Origin of the sequence: Streptomyces capitiformicae, assembly GCF_002214185.1 — a bacterium.
GTDB classification, from domain to species: domain Bacteria; phylum Actinomycetota; class Actinomycetes; order Streptomycetales; family Streptomycetaceae; genus Streptomyces; species Streptomyces capitiformicae.
This window is the reverse complement of record NZ_CP022161.1, coordinates 7,440,984-7,458,057: the sequence shown is the minus strand read 5'-3', so window position 1 is coordinate 7,458,057 and position 17,074 is coordinate 7,440,984. Positions and strand designations below refer to the sequence as shown.

General features: G+C 69.8%; 24 protein-coding genes and 1 pseudogene. 14 read left to right on the top strand and 11 right to left on the bottom strand.

Translation table 11 applies throughout. The features are described 5' to 3' along the window. Window positions 1-40: 40 nt before the first annotated feature. The 10 genes and pseudogenes from CES90_RS33335 (at window position 41) to CES90_RS33295 (ending at window position 6,414) form a co-directional block, all read left to right on the top strand. The gene (locus tag CES90_RS33335; RefSeq protein WP_229914338.1) at window positions 41-1,606 is read left to right on the top strand and encodes a Mu transposase C-terminal domain-containing protein; all 1,566 of its coding nucleotides are present in this window, start codon (window positions 41-43) and stop codon (window positions 1,604-1,606) included. An 8-nt stretch (window positions 1,607-1,614) separates the two neighbouring features. Next, complete coding sequence (locus CES90_RS33330; RefSeq protein ID WP_189787327.1) at window positions 1,615-2,409, top strand: TniB family NTP-binding protein; 795 nt, start codon at window positions 1,615-1,617, stop codon at window positions 2,407-2,409. Window positions 2,410-2,469: 60 nt separating this feature from the next. Then, window positions 2,470-2,727, top strand: coding sequence for a hypothetical protein (locus CES90_RS33325; RefSeq protein WP_189787326.1), 258 nt, complete (start codon window positions 2,470-2,472; stop codon window positions 2,725-2,727). Between the two features lie 2 nt (window positions 2,728-2,729). After that, window positions 2,730-3,368 carry a TniQ family protein gene (locus tag CES90_RS52100; protein WP_373313582.1) on the top strand — a complete coding sequence of 213 codons (639 nt, stop codon included), beginning with the start codon at window positions 2,730-2,732 and terminating at the stop codon, window positions 3,366-3,368. A 187-nt stretch (window positions 3,369-3,555) separates the two neighbouring features. After that, window positions 3,556-4,002, top strand: a complete 447-nt coding sequence (locus tag CES90_RS33315; RefSeq protein WP_189787324.1) for a DUF2795 domain-containing protein — start codon at window positions 3,556-3,558, stop codon at window positions 4,000-4,002. Window positions 4,003-4,089: 87 nt separating this feature from the next. Further along, a complete protein-coding gene (locus CES90_RS33310; RefSeq protein ID WP_189787323.1) occupies window positions 4,090-4,530 on the top strand; it encodes a CBS domain-containing protein in 441 nt (146 codons plus the stop codon). Window positions 4,531-4,582: 52 nt separating this feature from the next. Then, window positions 4,583-4,873: pseudogene (locus CES90_RS52470) on the top strand (hypothetical protein); the annotation flags it as partial. 54 nt (window positions 4,874-4,927) lie between these two features. Then, on the top strand, window positions 4,928-5,164 hold the full coding sequence (locus CES90_RS52465; RefSeq protein WP_456300564.1) for an Orn/Lys/Arg family decarboxylase: 237 nt from the start codon (window positions 4,928-4,930) through the stop codon (window positions 5,162-5,164). After that, complete coding sequence (locus CES90_RS33300) at window positions 5,161-5,865, top strand: diguanylate cyclase (protein ID WP_229914336.1); 705 nt, start codon at window positions 5,161-5,163, stop codon at window positions 5,863-5,865. Before CES90_RS52465 ends, CES90_RS33300 begins: the two co-directional genes overlap by 4 nt. A gap of 6 nt (window positions 5,866-5,871) precedes the next feature. Continuing rightward, window positions 5,872-6,414, top strand: a complete 543-nt coding sequence (locus CES90_RS33295) for a type 1 glutamine amidotransferase domain-containing protein (protein ID WP_189787322.1) — start codon at window positions 5,872-5,874, stop codon at window positions 6,412-6,414. A gap of 186 nt (window positions 6,415-6,600) precedes the next feature. Here the strand turns inward: CES90_RS33295 and CES90_RS33290 are convergent, their stop codons facing one another. Together CES90_RS33290 and CES90_RS33285 are read right to left on the bottom strand one after the other, a co-directional pair. Then, window positions 6,601-7,221 (bottom strand): TIGR03086 family metal-binding protein, encoded by a 621-nt coding sequence (locus tag CES90_RS33290; protein ID WP_189787321.1) that lies wholly within the window; start codon window positions 7,219-7,221, stop codon window positions 6,601-6,603. Further along, window positions 7,218-7,451 carry a DUF6158 family protein gene (locus tag CES90_RS33285; RefSeq protein ID WP_229914335.1) on the bottom strand — a complete coding sequence of 78 codons (234 nt, stop codon included), beginning with the start codon at window positions 7,449-7,451 and terminating at the stop codon, window positions 7,218-7,220. Before CES90_RS33285 ends, CES90_RS33290 begins: the two co-directional genes overlap by 4 nt. Window positions 7,452-7,537: 86 nt before the next feature. On the opposite strand from CES90_RS33285, the gene CES90_RS33280 reads away from it, so the two are divergent. Further along, window positions 7,538-8,671, top strand: coding sequence for a baeRF2 domain-containing protein (locus CES90_RS33280; RefSeq protein ID WP_189787319.1), 1,134 nt, complete (start codon window positions 7,538-7,540; stop codon window positions 8,669-8,671). Between the two features lie 45 nt (window positions 8,672-8,716). Here CES90_RS33280 and CES90_RS33275 read toward each other — a convergent pair whose 3' ends face one another. Next, window positions 8,717-10,336: an ABC-F family ATP-binding cassette domain-containing protein gene (locus tag CES90_RS33275; RefSeq protein ID WP_189787318.1), complete on the bottom strand. Its 1,620-nt coding sequence runs from the start codon at window positions 10,334-10,336 to the stop codon at window positions 8,717-8,719. A 148-nt stretch (window positions 10,337-10,484) separates the two neighbouring features. Between CES90_RS33275 and CES90_RS33270 the strand changes: the two genes are divergently transcribed. From CES90_RS33270 to CES90_RS33260, 3 genes are all read left to right on the top strand, one after another. Then, entirely contained in the window at window positions 10,485-11,978 is a 1,494-nt protein-coding gene (locus CES90_RS33270; RefSeq protein WP_189787317.1) for a bifunctional phosphatase PAP2/diacylglycerol kinase family protein, read from the top strand. Window positions 11,979-12,086: 108 nt separating this feature from the next. Beyond that, window positions 12,087-12,908, top strand: a complete 822-nt coding sequence (locus CES90_RS33265; protein WP_189787316.1) for a class I SAM-dependent methyltransferase — start codon at window positions 12,087-12,089, stop codon at window positions 12,906-12,908. Between the two features lie 52 nt (window positions 12,909-12,960). Beyond that, on the top strand, window positions 12,961-13,131 hold the full coding sequence (locus CES90_RS33260) for a hydrophobic protein (RefSeq protein WP_189787315.1): 171 nt from the start codon (window positions 12,961-12,963) through the stop codon (window positions 13,129-13,131). A gap of 25 nt (window positions 13,132-13,156) precedes the next feature. On the opposite strand, the gene CES90_RS33255 is transcribed toward CES90_RS33260, so the two are convergent. Genes CES90_RS33255 through CES90_RS33215 form a run of 8 tightly spaced genes read right to left on the bottom strand, consistent with a single transcriptional unit; the run spans window position 13,157 to window position 17,066 of the window. After that, window positions 13,157-13,438, bottom strand: coding sequence for a gas vesicle protein K (locus CES90_RS33255; RefSeq protein ID WP_189787335.1), 282 nt, complete (start codon window positions 13,436-13,438; stop codon window positions 13,157-13,159). 14 nt (window positions 13,439-13,452) lie between these two features. Next, window positions 13,453-13,641: a gas vesicle protein gene (locus CES90_RS33250; protein WP_189787314.1), complete on the bottom strand. Its 189-nt coding sequence runs from the start codon at window positions 13,639-13,641 to the stop codon at window positions 13,453-13,455. Beyond that, on the bottom strand, window positions 13,638-14,444 hold the full coding sequence (locus tag CES90_RS33245; protein ID WP_189787313.1) for a GvpL/GvpF family gas vesicle protein: 807 nt from the start codon (window positions 14,442-14,444) through the stop codon (window positions 13,638-13,640). Before CES90_RS33245 ends, CES90_RS33250 begins: the two co-directional genes overlap by 4 nt. Beyond that, window positions 14,441-14,806 carry a gas vesicle protein gene (locus tag CES90_RS33240; RefSeq protein ID WP_189787312.1) on the bottom strand — a complete coding sequence of 122 codons (366 nt, stop codon included), beginning with the start codon at window positions 14,804-14,806 and terminating at the stop codon, window positions 14,441-14,443. The genes CES90_RS33245 and CES90_RS33240 overlap by 4 nt, the downstream gene beginning before the upstream one ends. Next, window positions 14,803-15,594, bottom strand: a complete 792-nt coding sequence (locus CES90_RS50165; RefSeq protein WP_229914334.1) for an SRPBCC family protein — start codon at window positions 15,592-15,594, stop codon at window positions 14,803-14,805. Before CES90_RS50165 ends, CES90_RS33240 begins: the two co-directional genes overlap by 4 nt. Beyond that, window positions 15,591-15,878 (bottom strand): gas vesicle protein GvpG, encoded by a 288-nt coding sequence (locus CES90_RS33225; protein WP_189787311.1) that lies wholly within the window; start codon window positions 15,876-15,878, stop codon window positions 15,591-15,593. The genes CES90_RS50165 and CES90_RS33225 overlap by 4 nt, the downstream gene beginning before the upstream one ends. 22 nt (window positions 15,879-15,900) lie before the next feature. Next, the gene (locus CES90_RS33220) at window positions 15,901-16,650 is read right to left on the bottom strand and encodes a GvpL/GvpF family gas vesicle protein (RefSeq protein ID WP_189787310.1); all 750 of its coding nucleotides are present in this window, start codon (window positions 16,648-16,650) and stop codon (window positions 15,901-15,903) included. Next, window positions 16,647-17,066: a gas vesicle structural protein GvpA gene (locus CES90_RS33215; protein WP_189787309.1), complete on the bottom strand. Its 420-nt coding sequence runs from the start codon at window positions 17,064-17,066 to the stop codon at window positions 16,647-16,649. The genes CES90_RS33220 and CES90_RS33215 overlap by 4 nt, the downstream gene beginning before the upstream one ends. Between the last annotated feature and the right edge of the window lie 8 nt (window positions 17,067-17,074).

Sequence of the window (17,074 nt, the reverse complement as noted above, 5' to 3'; positions counted from 1 at the left end):
GGCCCGCGTGCCAAACCCCTTGAGGAACCTCGATCCACGTGTGGTCCAGGCCATTCGCGATCAGGCGGCCGCCGAACGCGCTGACAGCTCCGCGACCATCGGCAACCGCTTCTACCGGCGTACTCAGAACCGTCTCGATGCCGACCACGGCGCCGGTGCCGTTGCGCTGCCGAGCCGGGACATCTTCCGACGCGCGGTCGCCCACTTGCTGGACATCAGCCCCTCTGCCCCGGCCTACCAGCGGTCCTCGGCCGCGAACCAGCCCGACCGGCCCTTCGGCAACGTCATCGCCACCCGCCCCGGCGAAGTGGTCATGCTCGACACCACCCCGCTCGACGTCCTCGCCTACGACCCCGGTACCACGAGCACGATCCGCGTGGAACTCACCATCGCCCTCGACGTGGCCACCCGTTCCCTCCTGGCTTGGCGGCTCACGCCCGAGGGGACCAAGGCCATCGACATCGGTCTGTTGCTGGCCGACGTCATGACGCCGGAAATGATGCGACCCGGCTGGTCTGATGCCCTGCGCTATCAGATGCTCCGCGTCCCATACGAGCGGCTGCTGACCGTGGACGAGCGTCTGGCCGAGGCCGCCGCTCGGCCGGTCATCTACCCCGAGACGCTGCTCTACGACCACGGCAAGCCCTACAAGTCCGACGTTGTCTGGCGCGCCTGCACCCGCTGGAAGATCGACCTTCAGGACGCGCGCAAGCTCAAACCCACTGACAAGCCGAACGTGGAAAGACTCTTCAAGACCATCCGCGAGCAATTCGCCGAGCACGTAGCCGGCTACAAGGGCCTCAACGTCGCACACCGCGGCCGCACTGCCGAAGAGCAGGCCCGGTGGACCATCGACGAACTCACCGAGTTCTTCGCGGAGTACGTCATCGCCGTCTACCAGCGCAGACATCATCGCGGGCTCACCCTGCACGGCTTCCCAGACCTGCGCGTCTCCCCGAACGAGGCGTACGCCATGGCGCTCGGCTCGGCTGGCTACGTGGACTGTCCCCGCGAAGCCAACGTGTACTTCGAGCTGCTGCCGATTGCCAAGCGCGTAGTCCACCCCTACGGGGTCGAGCTGAACCACCTGACGTACAACGCCGACATCCTGTACCGCTACTGGAAGGCCAAGGCTCCCTACCCCGGCGAACTGTGGCCCATCCGCTATGACCCGCGGAACCTGCTGCACGCCTACTTTCTTGATCCCTCCGACGGCCGCTGGCACGTACTGCGCTGGACGCATGCGCTCGGAGAGCACCAGCCGTTCACCGACATCACGCTGCGGGAGGCGAAACGGCTCATCACCCTGCGCGGCCGTGCACCCGAGGACCAAGAAGCGGTAGCTCAGGCTCTGACCGACCTGCAGAACCGCACAGACGCGCCTGAGACCTGGACCGCTGCCGACCGCAAGCGTCACACGCGGGACGCACACCGAGGGGCGGCGCAGAGCCGCGACGTGCAGCGCGACGACGCACCCGTCAACAACCACCCTCCGCTGACCGCCGTGCCCGACGCCGCGGACGAGGAAACAGAGCCCGGCGAATGGGGCGACCTCGACTTGAGCAAGGTCAGGGCCGCAGATGTCTGGGACCCCGACGCGATCTAGGAGCCTGTGTGAGCACCTTCCGACACCCCGGCCTAGCCGAACCCCGCAATAAGGAGGAATGGCGGCGCTACCGCGATAGTCGCGCCCCCGAGCAGCCCGTCATGCCGCCGTACGAGGAGTACTTGAAGCTGTCGGATGACGACAAGGACGACCTCAATGAGGATCGCGACAACTATCACAGTGCGCTCACGATCATCGACACTTCCCAGGTCAAGCGTCTGCACTACCTGATGGGACGCAGGATGAAGGCCAACGCCCGGCGGGCTGCGGGGGCCAGAGCCGGCCTTGTCTTCGACGGCCCTCCCACTGTCGGCAAGTCCACCCTCGTCAAGTTGTTTGCCGCCCGCTATGAGAGGCGGCTGCGCCGCAAGCACCCGGAGCGGTTTCAGGACGGCTATGAATCCAACGGGATGATCATCGACTACACACCCGTCGTCTATCTCAGCATTCCGGCCAGAGCCACGCCCAAGGACCTCTCGGTACTGTTGGCCGACTACCTCGGCATGGTGCAACGCGGCCGGGATACGCAGACCGACATCACCAACCACGTGCTCTCCGTCCTGTCGGACGTCGGCACGGAGCTCGTGATCATTGATGATGTGCACTTCTTGGACATGTCCGCAAAAGAGGGCCGAGTGGTCAACGATCACTTGAAATACATCGCCAACGAAACCGCGGCAACGTTCGTCTACACCGGCGTCGACCTTGAGAAATCCGGACTGTTCCTCGAAGGCCAGGCGGCCTCGCGGGCCACCCAAACCTCAGGACGAAACACTCGCTACCCGGTCCGCGAGTTCGGATGAAAAACTGCTCAGGAAAAGCTCGAATGGGCGGAGACCGTCAAAGCGCTGGAGGACACTCTCGTGCTGTACAGGCACAGGCCCGGCCAACTCGTGAAGCTGTGTTCCTACTTCTACGACCGCACCGATGGCAGCATCTGTGCCCTCACCGATCTGTTCCGTGAATCCGCAATCGAAGCCGTCATGAGCGGGGAGGAAGCGATCACACGCAAGCTCATGGACCGCATCGAGATTAGCGAATACGCTCAGGCCACGTACCGGAGAGTCGTACAGCAGCGCCGCCAGAAAGCCGCAGTAGGATCGAAGGTGGCGGCAAGTTAAACATGAGCAACGCGCACTTGGCGGGACCCACCGCTGCCCGACGGCGGGGCGCCGACCACCCCCAGCTGTCAGCTCACGCGACGCGGCTCCGCCGCCTTCCCGTTGTGCCCGCCCCTGTGGAAGGCGAGGCGTTCCACTCCTGGGTGGATCGCGCTGCGATCAAATTGGACGTGCCGCCGGGTATCGCAGCCCGGGCACTGGGACTTGAATTCAGCTCGGCAGGGAAAATGAGGCGACCGCTATTCTTCGGCGTCACCCTTACACCGGCCAGCCTGGCTGGCCTGCAGCTGACGACTGGGCTGACCACCAAAACACTGCGACAGATGCAGCTTGCTCGATATGACGGAACTGCCCTCAATTTTTCGCGTTGGCAACGCCACGCCGCAGCGTGGATCTGGGAAGCCCTCACAGGCAGCCCAGCCCGTGACTCCCCTGTCTACGCCGGAGGCTGGGAAGGACTGAGCGTGGCCTCGGTGACCGAAGCCCGGCGGAAGTTCCACGATCGCGTTCCGGAATCTGCCGCCAGGGCGTTGACGCTGTGGGGGCTGGAATGGCTGGACGAGAAGGGCACTGGACCCCAGTCTGACTCGAGAGCCGCTGGTGCCGTGGGCGGCCCGGTGCGATCGTGGTCTGCGCACTGAACTGTTCCGCGCGAGGGTTGCTACTTCCTTCTATGCAGAGAAGAGTTCAGTGCCCAGGTCAGGGCCACGGGAACTGAACTTTTTCCTTTCGTCCGACATGCGGGCGCGTACGGATCCGGTCGGCGGTACCCCGTGTCGGCTGCGGGCCTTGGGGTACGCGGTGGGCCACGAAGATCTGGAGGGATCCATGCAGCGAGGCAGCGACCGGCTGAGCGTCCACCGTGACGACGAGATGAAGCACGAACTGCAGGGGCTGCTCCGTTCGGGGCACCCCACCCGGGTCGAGGAGTGGCACGACCCGGAACCGCCCGCCGAGGACGACCCGGACGTCGCGTACGGGCCGGTGACGCCGGGCCGGGCGCGGGAGCGCGTCGAGACGGTGCGGTTCGAACTGGCCCGGCTCCTGGGCCGTACGTCCTTCCCGGCGGGCCCTGGTGAACTGATCCGCGTCCTGCGCGACCGGCACGCTCCGGACGGGCTCGTCGAGCCGCTGGAGCGGTTGCCGAGGAGGGAGCGCTACGACTCCGTGCACCAACTCGCGCAAGCGGTGGTGCGTGCCCAGGAGGGAAGAGGGCGAGGCGCTCGGCGATCCACGGCACAAGGCACGGAACCCGCACACGGCTCCGGCGCATAGCCGCCCTGCGCGGGGGTACTGCGGGCGTCGTCACGCCACCGCACATCGTGCCCCCGCGGCCGGGAGCACGTAAGGAGGCCCAGAACCATGGCCGATTTCGTAAGGGAAGTCATGACGCCGGGTGTCGTCGCGGTCCGCCCGGACGCCTCACTCGTCGAAGCGGCGCAGCTGATGCGCGCACAGGACATCGGCGACGTCCTCGTCGCCACGGACGGTCAGCTCGTCGGCGTCCTGACCGACCGCGACATCACGTTGCGCGCCGTCGCCGACGGCGCCGATCCGCTGACGGTGAGCGCCCAGGCCGTGTGCACCCCGAACCCCGTGGTGATCGGGCCCGACGACGCGGTGTCGGCCGCGGTCGAGCTGATGCGCGACCACGCGGTACGCCGGCTGCCGGTGCTGGAGGACGGCCATCCCGTGGGCATGGTGAGCCTCGGTGACCTGGCCGTCGCACAGGACCCGGGTTCCGCGCTCGCCGACATCAGCCGCGCCGAACCGGACAGCTGGCCGGGCGTGGCCCCCGGCTGACGAGCGAGCGACCGTACATCGACGACATGACGACACGGACGAGCGAGCGCACATGACCTACGCAAGCGCACATGAACGGAAGCTCGACCATTCCAGGGCCCCTGTCCTGGAGGCGCTGGAGCAGCACCGGCGTTCCGGTCGGCACGCGTTCACGCCACCCGGACACAAGGGCGGTACGGGTGTCGACGCCCGGGTCGCCCTGACCCTCGGCCCCGATGTGTTCGCCTCCGACGTACTCGCCCTCAACGGCCTGGACGACCGGCGGATGTCCGGCCGGGTCCTGGAGCGGGCCGAGGAGCTGATGGCGGACGCGGTGGACGCGGACCGCGCGTACTTCTCCACCTCGCCGCCGCCCATCCGGCTGCCGTCGCCCGAGGGACTGGAACTCGCGGAGGTGATGTCGCCCCGTGACGCCTTCTTCGGGCCCGTCGAGGAGGTGCCGGTCGCTCAGGCCGTGGGGCGGGTGGCGGCGGAGCCCGCCAGCCCGTATCCGCCCGGCGTGCCGGTCGTCTGTCCGGGCGAGCGGATCAATCGGGAGGTGGTCGAGTACCTCATGTCCGGTGTCGGACACGGCATGTACGTGCCCGACCCCTCCGACCCGGAACTGCGCACACTGAGGGTGGTGGCGGCATGACCCGTGACCAGGCAGCCGAGATCAGCGCGACGTCCCACTCGGTCGACGTCGGCGAGGTGACCACCCGGTATCTGCTGTACGGCCTGCTGCCGTCCTGGTTCGTCCCGGGCGTGGCCGACTGGATGATGCACCGGCGTACCCGTATCGAGGAGACGGCGGGTACGAAGGAGTCGCTGATCCACTCGCTGATGATGACCGAGGTCGGCGTCCCCATCGCGCTGACCCTGCGCTATGAGATCAACCCCCTGCTGCTGTCGGTGCAGTTGGCCGGAGCGGCCGCACACGAGGCGACCGCGCTGTGGGACGTGCGGACCGCCGTGGACAGCGACCGTGAGGTCAAGCCGATCGAGCAGCACATCCACAGCTTCCTGGAGTCGCTGCCCTTCGGGGCGCTGGCCGCCCTGATGTGCCTGCGCAACGACCAGGTCGAGTCCCTGCTGCGGGGCGGGCGTGGGGACCCGGACGCCTGGCGGCTCGTACCGCGCCGAAGGCCCCTGTCGCGGGGCTATCTCACGGGCATCGGCCTCGCGATCGGCGCTTGCGTCCTGCTGCCGTACGGCGAGGAGCTGCTGCGCTGCGTACGGGCGGCGCGTCGGCGGCGCCGGGACGAGAAGCACGAGAAGCACGGGAACCACCTGCAGTACACCACCGCAGACGCGGCCACGTGGCGGGCGGCGGAACACGGAGCGAAAGGAGACTGAGCACCCATGCGTATCGCATTCCTGACCGCACCCCAAGGCGTCGAGCAGATCGAGCTGACCGACCCCTGGCAGGCGGTGACGGACGCCGGTCACGAGCCCGTCCTGGTGTCGACGAGGCCCGGCCACATCCAGGCCTTCCACCATCTCGACAAGGCGGACACCTTCCCCGTGGACGACGTCGTGGGAGAGGTGCCGGTCGAGTCGTTCGACGGGCTCGTGCTGCCGGGCGGTGTGGCCAACCCCGACTTCCTGCGGATGGAGGACAAGGCGGTGGCGTTCGTCCAGGACTTCTTCGAGCAGGGCCGACCGGTGGCGGCCATCTGCCACGCCCCGTGGACGCTGGTCGAGGCCGATGTCGTACGCGGCCGAGTGCTGACCTCGTGGCCGAGCCTGCGCAAGGACATCCAGAACGCGGGCGGCACCTGGATCGACGAGCAGGTCAAGGTGTGCGACCACGGCCCCAACAAGCTGATCACCAGCCGTAGGCCGGACGACCTGAAGGCGTTCTGCGAGGCCTTCCTGGACGTGTTCACCGAGGAGGCCGCCTGATGGATCCGGTGTCCGATCGCAAGCAGCGCCAGCGTGAGGCGTTCCACGCGGACGACCCGGCATCGGGTCCGCTCACCACCGACCAGGGCGTGAGCGTCGATCACACCGACGACTCGCTGACCGTGGGCGAACGTGGGCCGACCCTGATGGGGGCGGTCCTTCAGGGCGTACGCCCAGGGCGGTCCTTCAGGGCGCACGCCGCCCAAGAAGACACAGCAACCTCGTCTGTTCATCCGCCCCCACCGGCGGCTCCACCGGTGCCGCGAACAACCCACTCTTCTCCAGATCCCCGGCGTACGGGGTGATCTCCTCCACCGCGAACTTCAACAACTCCCTGGGAAGCCGTTCCTCGAAGCCGATCGCCCGGGACAGATCCCACGCGTGGACCACGAGATCCGCGATCGTCTGCGCACAGTACGCGGTCGCCGGCGTGTCGCCGTACGAGAGATGCACCGTACGCTCCAGCGCTCCCGGCGCCGCGAACGCGTCGCGCGCGGAGTGGGCCGCCGTGTCCCAGGAGGCGGCCGGGTCGGGCCCCAGCAGGTCCCCGTCGAACGTGTCGCCGACCTCCTCGATCATGCACCCGTCCCGTACCAGCACGGGCACCCAGAGCTGCTCGGAGACGAGGTGGTTGACGAGGTCACGGACCGTCCACTCGTGGCATGGCGTAGCCACGTCCCACTGGTCGTGACGGACGGCGTGCACCCGGTCACCGAAGAGGTCCTGTGCCTCGGCGTGCCGGGTGAGCAGCGGATTCGGTACCGCCGCGTCGCTGGTGTCGGCCGTGTCGGAAGTCGTACGGGTCATGGCGTCGCACATCCTCGCTCCCGGGCGCCCTCGCGCGTGCGGCCCGAGACGATCGGGCGGCGCGGGTGGCGGCGCAGATACTCCCCCTCCAGTTGCGCCATCCGTTCGTTGTGGGTGCGCAGCGCTTCGCTCGATCCGTGCAGCAGCGTGTCGTGACGCGTGCGGTGGATCGACTCCAGCTCTTTCATCAGCTGCTGGTCGTCCAGCTGGTCCGGGTGCACTCCGGTCATGGTGGTACCCCGATCTTCGTGTTCCTCCATGAGGTCCGGGTACCCGCCCGGCAATCGTTACCCCGAGCGGCCTCCGGGAGGGAGCCATGGATCTCGCGTTCCTCAATCCACTGTACGAACATCCCGGGCCCTGGGCCTCCGTGTACGTCGGTCCGGCCGTCCCCTCGGAGTCCACGGCCCATGAGCAGTCCCTGGCGGCGGCGGCCATATCGCGTGAGCTGGCCGAGCAGGGAGCGGACGGGGCGACCTGCCGGGCCCTGCACGAGGCCGTGGACGAGCTGCGGCACGCGGCGGAGCCGCACGGCCGGGCGTTCTTCGCGCGCGACGGCCAGGTGGTCCTTGATCCGCCGCTGGCCTCGCCGCCCCCGGCGCCGGAGGCCTTCTGGACCCCGCTGCCCCGTACGGCGCCGTTGCTGGACCTGGCCGGGGAGGACCCGGTGTGTCTGGTGGCGTACGTGGACCGGCGGGGCGCGCGGTTCGAGCTGCGCGGCGCCCTGGGCAGCGAGGACGCCGGGGTGGTGGCCGGGCGGCAGTGGCCCCTGCACCGTACGAGCACGGTCGACTGGTCCGAGCGGCACTTCCAGCTTCGGGTGGAGAACACCTGGGAGGACAACGCGGCGGAGGTCGCCGAGGCGCTCGCCGTCTGTCAGGAGGAGACCCGCGCCGATCTGCTGATCCTCGTGGGTGAGGACCGTGAGCGGCACGCCGTGCGGGACCGGCTGCCGCAGGCGCTCCTCGACCGTGTGGTGGAGGCCCCGCACGGGCCCGGCAGCAGGCTGCTGGACGAGGACGTGGCGCGGGCCCGCGCCGAGCATGTACGCCGACGGGCCTCGGACGAGGTCGAGCGGTTCCTGGCAGCTCGTGGCCCGGACGCCGAGGGGCGCCGGGGTGCCGTCGAGGACGTCGCCGATCTGGTGGAGGCGGCGCGCGAGCACCGTATGGACGAGCTGCTCGTCCGCCCGGCGGGGCCCGACACGCATCGGGCGCTGTGGGTCGGCGAGGATCCCGACCAGCTGGCCGTACGCCGTACGGAGCTGCGCACGCTCGGGCAGGGACGCGGGCTCGACGAGGAACACACCTGGTCGGCGCGTGCGGACGACGCGCTGCTGCGGTCCGCCGTGACCACGAACGCCCCGGCGATCTCGGTGACGGCGGCCACGGGGGCGACGGAGCGTGAAGTGCCGGTCGGCGGCCTGGGCGCGCTGCTGCGCTGGACGTAGCCGCGCCCAGGCCCTGGGGGGTGCTTTGAAAGCCCGCCTGGCGGGCTAGCGGGCCCGCTCGACCCGCCGCTCGTCCCATACCGGCTCCGGGGTCTCCCGCACCCGGCCGTCGGAGCCGAAGACGAGATAGCGGTCGAACGAACGAGCGAACCAGCGGTCGTGTGTGACCGCGAGGACCGTACCGTCGAAGGCCTCCAGGCCCTCCTGGAGAGCCTCCGCCGACTCCAGGTCGAGGTTGTCGGTCGGCTCGTCGAGCAGCAGGGCGGTCACGCCCTGGAGCTCAAGGAGCAGGATCTGAAAACGCGCCTGCTGGCCGCCGGAGAGCCGGTCGAAGGGTTGCTCGGCCTGCTTGGTCAGCTCGTAGCGGCGCAGCCGGGACATGGCGGCACCGCGGTCCTGGGCGTGCTCCTTCCACAGGATGTCGAGCAGCGTCCGGCCCTCCAGCTCGGGATGCGCGTGCGTCTGCGCGAAGTGCCCGGGTACGACCCGGGCACCGAGCTTCCACTCCCCCGTGTGCGCCACGTCGTCGCCGGCGAGCAGGCGCAGGAAGTGGGACTTGCCGGAGCCGTTGGAGCCGAGGACGGCGACGCGTTCGCCGTAGAAGACCTCCAGGTCGAAGGGTTTCATCAGGCCGGTCAGCTCAAGTCCCGCACAGGTGACGGCCCTTACGCCGGTACGGCCGCCCTTGAGCCGCATGGTGATGTCCTGCTCGCGCGGCGGCTCCGGCGGCGGCCCGGCCTCCTCGAACTTGCGCAGCCGGGTCTGGGCGGCGGCGTAGCGCGAGGCCATCTCATGGCTGACGGCGGCTGCTTGACGGAGGTTCAGCACGAGCTTCTTCAGTTGGGCGTGCTTCTCGTCCCAGCGGCGCCGCAGTTCCTCGAACCGCTCGAACCGCTGCCGCCGCGCCTCGTGATACGTGTCGAAGCCGCCGCCGTGCACCCAGGCGTCGGCGCCCGCGGGGCCCGGCTCCACGCTGACGATCTTCTCGGCGGCGCGGGCGAGGAGTTCGCGGTCGTGCGAGACGAAGAGGACGGTCTTGCGGGTCTCCTTGAGCCGCTCCTCCAGCCAGCGCTTGCCGGGTACGTCGAGGTAGTTGTCGGGCTCGTCGAGGAGGAGCACCTGGTCGGTGCCGCGCAGCAGCGCCTCCAGTACGAGCCGCTTCTGCTCACCACCGGAGAGCGTCCGCACCTGCCGCCACTGCGCTTTCTCGTACGGCACGCCGAGGGCGGCCATGGTGCAGATGTCCCACAGCGTCTCGGCCTCGTAGCCGCGCACCTCGGCCCAGTCGGAGAGGGCCTGCGCGTACTTCAGCTGGGCGGCCTCGTCGTCCACGGTCATGATCGCGTGCTCGGCGGCGTCGACCGCCCTGGCCGCCTCCCGGATCCCCGGCTGCGCCACCGACACGAGCAGGTCCCGCACGGTCGTCTCGTCCCGCACGGACCCCACGAACTGCCGCATCACCCCGAGGCCACCGGTGACGGTGACCGACCCCCCGTGCGGCTTCAGCTCCCCCGAGATCAACCGCAGCAGAGTGGTCTTCCCGGCCCCGTTCGGCCCGACCAGGGCCACCACGGCCCCCTCCCCCACCCGAAACGAGACATCACCGAGCAACGCCCGCCCGTCAGGTAGGTAGTACTCCAGGTGAGCGGCTTCGAGGTGTCCCATGGGGCGCATTGTCCGGGGCTCCTGACACGCCGGGCAAATCGATTTCCGACGCCGTCCCAACTGCGGGCCGCTGCGCCCAGCCGCAGCCACGGGGCCTACGTGGACCCCGCCCGACACAGATCCACGGCCATGGGGTACCCGTGGACCCATGACCGCAGACGTCGACCTCACCGTACGCCCGCCCGGCCACCACATCCTCCGCGACCGTTTCCTGGCCGCGGACAGTCGCCTGTTCAACGCGGTGGCGACCCGCCACTGGCCCGGCGCCCATCCCATGCTGCCGAGGCTGAGCCGCGCAGCGAACCACGGCGTGCTGTGGTTCGCCACGGCGGCGGCCCTCGCGGCGACCCGCAGCCCGAGGGCCCGCAGGGCGGCAGCGAGGGGCGTGGCCTCGCTCGCCCTCGCCTCCGCGACCATCAACACCCTCGGCAAGCGCTCGGTACGCCGCCCCCGCCCGGCCCTGGACAACGTCCCGCTGATGCGCCAGCTGAAGCGCCAGCCGATCACCACGTCCTTCCCGTCGGGGCACTCCGCGTCGGCCGCCGCCTTCGCGACGGGCGTCGCCCTGGAGTCCCGCGGCTGGGGCGCGGCCGTCGCCCCAGTGGCGGCCGCGGTCGCGCTGTCCCGCGTGTACACGGGTGTGCACTTCCCGAGCGACGTCCTGGTCGGCGCCGCCCTGGGCGTGGGCGCCGCCTACGCCGTACGGGGTCTCGTGCCGACCCGCGACCAGCTCCCGGCGCCCGGTCGCCCGCACGTGGACGCGCCCGCGCTGCCCGACGGGGACGGCCTGGTCGTCGTCGCCAACAGGGCCGCGGCGACCGCCGACCGCGTACACGCCCTGCGGGACGCGCTCCCCGCCGCCGAGACCGTGGAGTGCGAACCGGAGGATGTGAAGGCCGAGTTGGAGAAGGCGGCCGCGCACGCCCGGGTGCTCGGCGTGTGCGGCGGCGACGGCACGGTGAACGCCGCCGCCGAGGTGGCCCTGCGCCACGGCCTCCCCCTCGCCGTACTCCCTGGTGGCAAGCTCAACCACTTCGCGTACGACCTCGGCGTCGAGGACGCCCGTGATCTGAGCCGCGCGCTGAGCCGGGGCGAGGCCGTCCGCGTGGACCTCGGGCACTTCGCGTCCGGTGAGACGCAAGGGCACTTCCTCAACACGTTCAGCCTGGGCGTCTATCCGGAGCTGGTGGGGGAACGCGAGCGTTGGGAGCGGCTGATCGGCGGCTGGCCGGCCGGGGTGATCGCGGCGCTGCGCGTCCTGCGCTCCGACCGCCGTCCGCTCCAGGCCACCCTCCGGGGCCGCCCGCACCCGTTGTGGCTGCTCTTCGCCGGCAACGGCACGTACCACCGGATGGGCCTGACCCCGGCCCGCCGCTACGACCTGGCCGACGGTCTGCTCGACGTCCGGATCGTGCACGGCGGCCGCCGCCCGGCCCTGCGCCTGCTGGCGGCGGCGATCGCGGGCCCGCTGACCCGTTCCCCGGCGCACGCGGCCGTGCGCGTACGACAGCTCCGGGTCGAGGGCATCGCGCCGGGCACGCCCCTCGCGTACGACGGAGAAGTCGCCGTGGCGGAAGGGGATCTGACACTCCGGAAGCTGCCGGAGGCGCTCACGGTCTACCGCCCCCTGCGCCTCCACTGACGACAACCGTCACCATCCGTCCAACATTCAAGACGGCGGTCTCAATATTCGACATGAGCGCGTACGGTTCGAGTACGACCTCGCGGACCTCGCGGAAGGGGAACGGTCATGTCGAAGGCACGGGAGACCGCCGTCTACACGCACGGACATCACGAGTCGGTGCTGCGCTCGCACACCTGGCGGACCGCCGCCAACTCGGCGGCGTATCTCCTCGGTTCGCTGAGGCCGCACATGAGGATCCTGGACATCGGCTGCGGCCCGGGAACCATCACCGCGGACCTGGCCGCCCTGGTCCCGGACGGGCGCGTCACCGGCGTCGACCACGCCCCCGGCATCCTGGAGCAAGCCCGGGCCACGGCGGCCGAACGCGGCCTGGGCAACGTCGACTTCGCGGTCGCGGACGTCCACGCGCTGGACCACGCGGACGCCACCTTCGACGTGGTCCACGCGCACCAGGTGCTCCAGCACGTCGGCGACCCGGTGCAGGCGCTGCGCGAGATGCGCCGGGTCACGAAACCGGGCGGCATCGTCGCTGTCCGGGACTCCGACTACGCGGCGATGACCTGGTTCCCCGAGTCCCCGGGCATGGACGACTGGCTGGACCTCTACCGGCGCGTGGCCCGCGCCAATGGCGGGGAGCCGGACGCCGGGCGCCGGCTGAAGTCCTGGGCGCTGTGGGCCGGGTTCACCGAGATCACGGCCACCTCCGCCACCTGGACGTACGCGACGGCGGAGGAGCGGGCCTGGTGGAGCGGACTGTGGGCGGACCGGACGGTCGCCTCCGCCTACGCCGAACGGGCCACGGAGGGCGGTCACGCGACGACCGAGCAACTGCGGGCGATCGCGGCGGCCTGGCGGGAGTGGGGGCGGCAGGAGGACGGCTGGTTCGCCGTGCTGCACGGAGAGATTCTCTGCCGTAGAACGGCCTGATCAGGCGTATTCGGGCGTATTCTGGAAACCCGAGCCGTCAGGAGGTTCGGAAATGGTTCCCATCCTGCTGGTACTGCTTCTGGTGCTGATTCTTTTCGGCGCCGGATTTGCGGTGGAAGTTCTCTGGTATCTGGCACTGGCCGTTCTTGTCCTGTGGCTGCTCGGTTTCCTGGTGCGCGGCACATCCGCCACCGGGGGCAGGGGCCGGTGGTACAGGTGGTGAATTCGCTCCCATACAGGTGGTGAATTCACTTCCTGGGGAGCAATGGCCCGAGCGGCCCGAGGTCCAGATTCAGGTCCTCGGGCCGCAGGTCGTAGCGCTCGCGCAGTTCCGTCATGCGGTCGTCGAGGAGCATCAGGGTGAGGCCGATGCGCTCCTCCTGCTCCTCCGTGAGCTCGCCGGTGTCGAAGCGGCGCACGGCTTGGCGCTCCATGAGCTGACGGAGGAGTTCGACGACGGTCAGCACCAGCTTGACCAGGTCGCGTTCCACCGTGTCCGGTTCCAGTTCGAGCCGGTTACGGCCTTCCAGACGGTCGGGGCCGGTCACTCCAACCCTCCCCAGGGCGCCGGGACTTGTGCGTTCACCGAGCTGATGAGCGCGTTGAGGTCGATACGGACGAGGTCGACGTCCGCGATCCGGAGTGTGAGGTCTCCGGTGATGACCACCCCGCCCGCGAGAAGCCGGTCCAGGAGATCGACGAGGGCGACCTCACGGCGTTCTATGACCGTCATGCGCCCACCCCGTCACCGTTCGTCTCATCCCCGTTCATTTCCTCTCCGTCCGGTTCTTCCCCACTGAAGGAATATGCCGCCCAGGGCCCCGTTAGTTCCACGCGCAGCCCCGGTTCCTCGCTTTTCGTGCGGTCCACCAGTTCCACGAACTCCTCGGAATGCGCGCGCGAGACCAAATAGGCCGCGTTGAGCACATTGCGGCCGGGCACGCCGGAAAGCGCGGAATTCTGGGGCGCGTGCAAACGGGTGTCCTCGGCGCGTTCCGCGAGCGTCTCGTGCAGGCGGCGGGCGAACCTGTCCGCCCGCTCCCACAGCTCCTCGTCGGCCCGGTGGCTCAGGCGCCGCTGCCGCAGGTAGTCACGCCCGCTGGCGGCCTTCGCCGGCTCCCGGGGCTCCTGCTGGGCCTCGGGCTCCGCGTACACCTTCACTCCCCACTCCACCCGCCCGGCCAGCCGGTCCAGAGTCCGCCGGAAGCCCTCCTCTCGGGCCTCCAGCATGACCCGTACACCGCTGTCGTCGTGGAAGACGGTGCCGAGCCGCAGCGGCAGGGGTGTGGTGACGGCGGTGAGCGCGTCGATCACGTTCTGGTGGGCGTGGGCGGTCTCGGTCAGCCAGTCCAGGTCCTCCAGATGGGCGCGGAGCGGCCGCTCGGCGAAGTCGCGCTCCGGCACCTCGCTGACGACGGCGACCAGGTCGTGGTGGCGCAGCAGCCGGGGAGGCGCCCCGCCGACCCCGGTGAGCTGGCGTTGGAGAGCCGCGCCGAAGGGGCGGCAGACGGCGTACACATACCGCAGTCCGGTCATGAGGGCTCCTCTCTGGCGCGGCCGCGTTCGATGGCCGGCTCCGGCTCCCGCCGGGGCCCGCTCTCGTCCAGCTCGGCGAGCCGGGCACGCAACTCGGCGTTCTCACGGGAGAGTTCGTCGCGGCGGGCGTGGGACGACAGGGACGGGTCGGTCTCCCACCAGTCGATGCCCATCTCCTTCGCCTTGTCGACGGAGGCGACGATGAGGCGCAGCTTGATCGTGAGCAGCTCGATGTCGAGCAGGTTGATGCGGATGTCGCCCGCGATCACCAGCCCCTTGTCGAGCACGCGCTCCAGGATGTCGGCCAGGTTGGCGCTGCCGTTCTGGCCGTACGGCTCCGGGACTCGGCTCGGGAATGTCATCGTCGGCTCCCGCCCACGGTGGCCCGTTCCACGTCCTCATCCTCGTACGGTTCCTCGTCGATGTCCTCCTCGAAGTCCTCCCCGATGCCCCGCAGTGCGCTGAAGCGGACGAAGTTCTTCAGGTCGAGGCGGGCCCGGCGGCCCCGGGTGCCGTTCGCGCCCTGCGATGTCCAGGCGATGCGGCCGCCGGACACCTGTTCGATGGTGTGTGTGGTGCTCTGGAAGCGGGTCCACTGGTCGTACGCCGTGCGTACGGGTACGCCGACGTCGACGGACTCGATGATCACCGTGGGCTTGAGGGTGCCGAGTACGTTGCCCTTGCCCTTGGCGATGTCGTTGACCTTGACGGCTGTCTCGCCGAGTTTGCGGCCGAGGGTGGTCGGCAGGCGCTGGGCCTGGGCGTCCCCGCCGCCCCTACCCGTCCCATCCCCGGGGCTCCGCCCCAGACCCCGCTCCTCAAACGCCGGAGGGGCTGGATCCTGCTGGTCTCGTACCCGGGCCGTGCGGGCGTGCAGGTGGTCGGCCAGGGCTTCCAGGCGGTCTTCCAGTAGGGCTCCGGTGGCTGCCTTGCCCGTGCCTCGCAGGTCCTCACGGAGCTGGTCACCCATCTCCTTGAACTGCGGGTTGTTCCGCAATTGGTGTGACACCAGGTCCGCGAGCGCCCGTGGGCTCAGGTGCGGGCGCTCGCCGGCGACGATGGTGCCGACGCCGAACGCGAGCTTCATCTTCTTCGTACGTCCGAGGACGTAGCCGGCCCCGATGGCGAGGCCCAGTCCCAGTCGGTTCATCCTGTCGTCCCGTTGGCCCTTCGTGTTCCGGTGCCCCTTCGTGTTCCGGTGCTCCTGGCCAGGCTGATCTCCAGCCGGTCCAGGAGCTCGTCCTCCAGGCGGTCGAACTCCTCCTCATCGATCTCGCCCGCCTCGAGCCGCTGCTCGAGGCGGGCGAGATCGGCGCGCACGGCCGCCGGGTCGTAGTACTGGCGCTCGGCCTCGGCGACCACTTGTCCGATCGCCCAGAAGCTGCCGCGGACGGGCGCGAACGGCAGCAGCAGGACCTCGGTGATCAGTCCCATGTGCTCGTCTCCCTCGGCACCGTCAGTGCGTCGTCTCCGCCGGCTGCGACGGGCCCGGTTCCACGAAGCTGTACGGCGGCAGCGGGCCGTTCACGCGCAGTTCGATGTGCGGGTGGCTCTTGCGGACCTCGTCCACCGCGGCGAGGAACACCTCGGCCGAGCGCCGGTCGACGAGGAACGACACATTGGCCAGCCAGCCGGTGGAGTCGGGGCCCACCTTGACGGCTGAGGCGGCCGGTTCGAGCACGCGCTGGATCTCCACCGCGTCCTCGGCCTCCCGGGTCTGCACGGCGGCGGCCACCATCTCCCCGAGCCGCAGCCGGTCCTCGTAAGTACCGCCGCCCGCCTGCCGGTTGGCCTCGGTGAGGGCGCGCAGCTCGGGGTTCTCCCCCATCACGAGGTGCAGCACGGCCTCTTCGTCATGGCTGGCCTTGACGTTGTACTCGACCTTGCCGTCCAGGGCGCCCAGTCGTTCCAGGTAGTGCTCACCGCGTTCGGCGAGCACACCTGTGACGGCCGGGTCGTCCGGGGCGACGCTGCCGAACCGCATCGGCAGCACGGGGCCGCCCGCTCCCGCCTCGTTCAGGACGTTCTGGTGAGCGAGCAGATCCCGGCGCTTGGGGCGCAGCCCCTCGGGGGCGTCGCTGACGATCGCCGCCAGCTCGCCCTCCTCCAGGACGCGCACGGGGAGCGCGGGGTCGCCCACGCCGCCCATGCCCTCGGGGAGTGCGGGATGTGAGCGCGCGGTGATCCCGTACACGTACGTGCTCACTCCTGTTCCTCCTTCTTGCGCGAGCTCGTGGTCCTGCGCGCCGGCCGCGGTTCGGAATGGCCCTCCTCACGGGCCTGCCGGAAGGCCTCGGAGACCTTCTCGGCGGCACCGGACAGCGCCCCCTTGGACTTGCCGCGCGCGCCGGACTCGGTGATCTCACCGACGAGGTCCGGCAGGCCGGGTTCCTTCCGCGGCCCGGCCTCCAGGTCGAGTCGGTTGCACGCTTCGGCGAAACGCAGATAGGTGTCGACGCTGGCGATGACGACACGCACGTCGATCTTCAGGATCTCGATCCCGACGAGGGATACGCGGATGAAGGCGTCGATGACGATTCCTCGGTCGAGAATGAGTTCCAGGACGTCGTAGAGGCCGCTGGTGCCACCGCCGCCGGACTGCTGTGCCGGGACTACGGTCATGCCGGCCG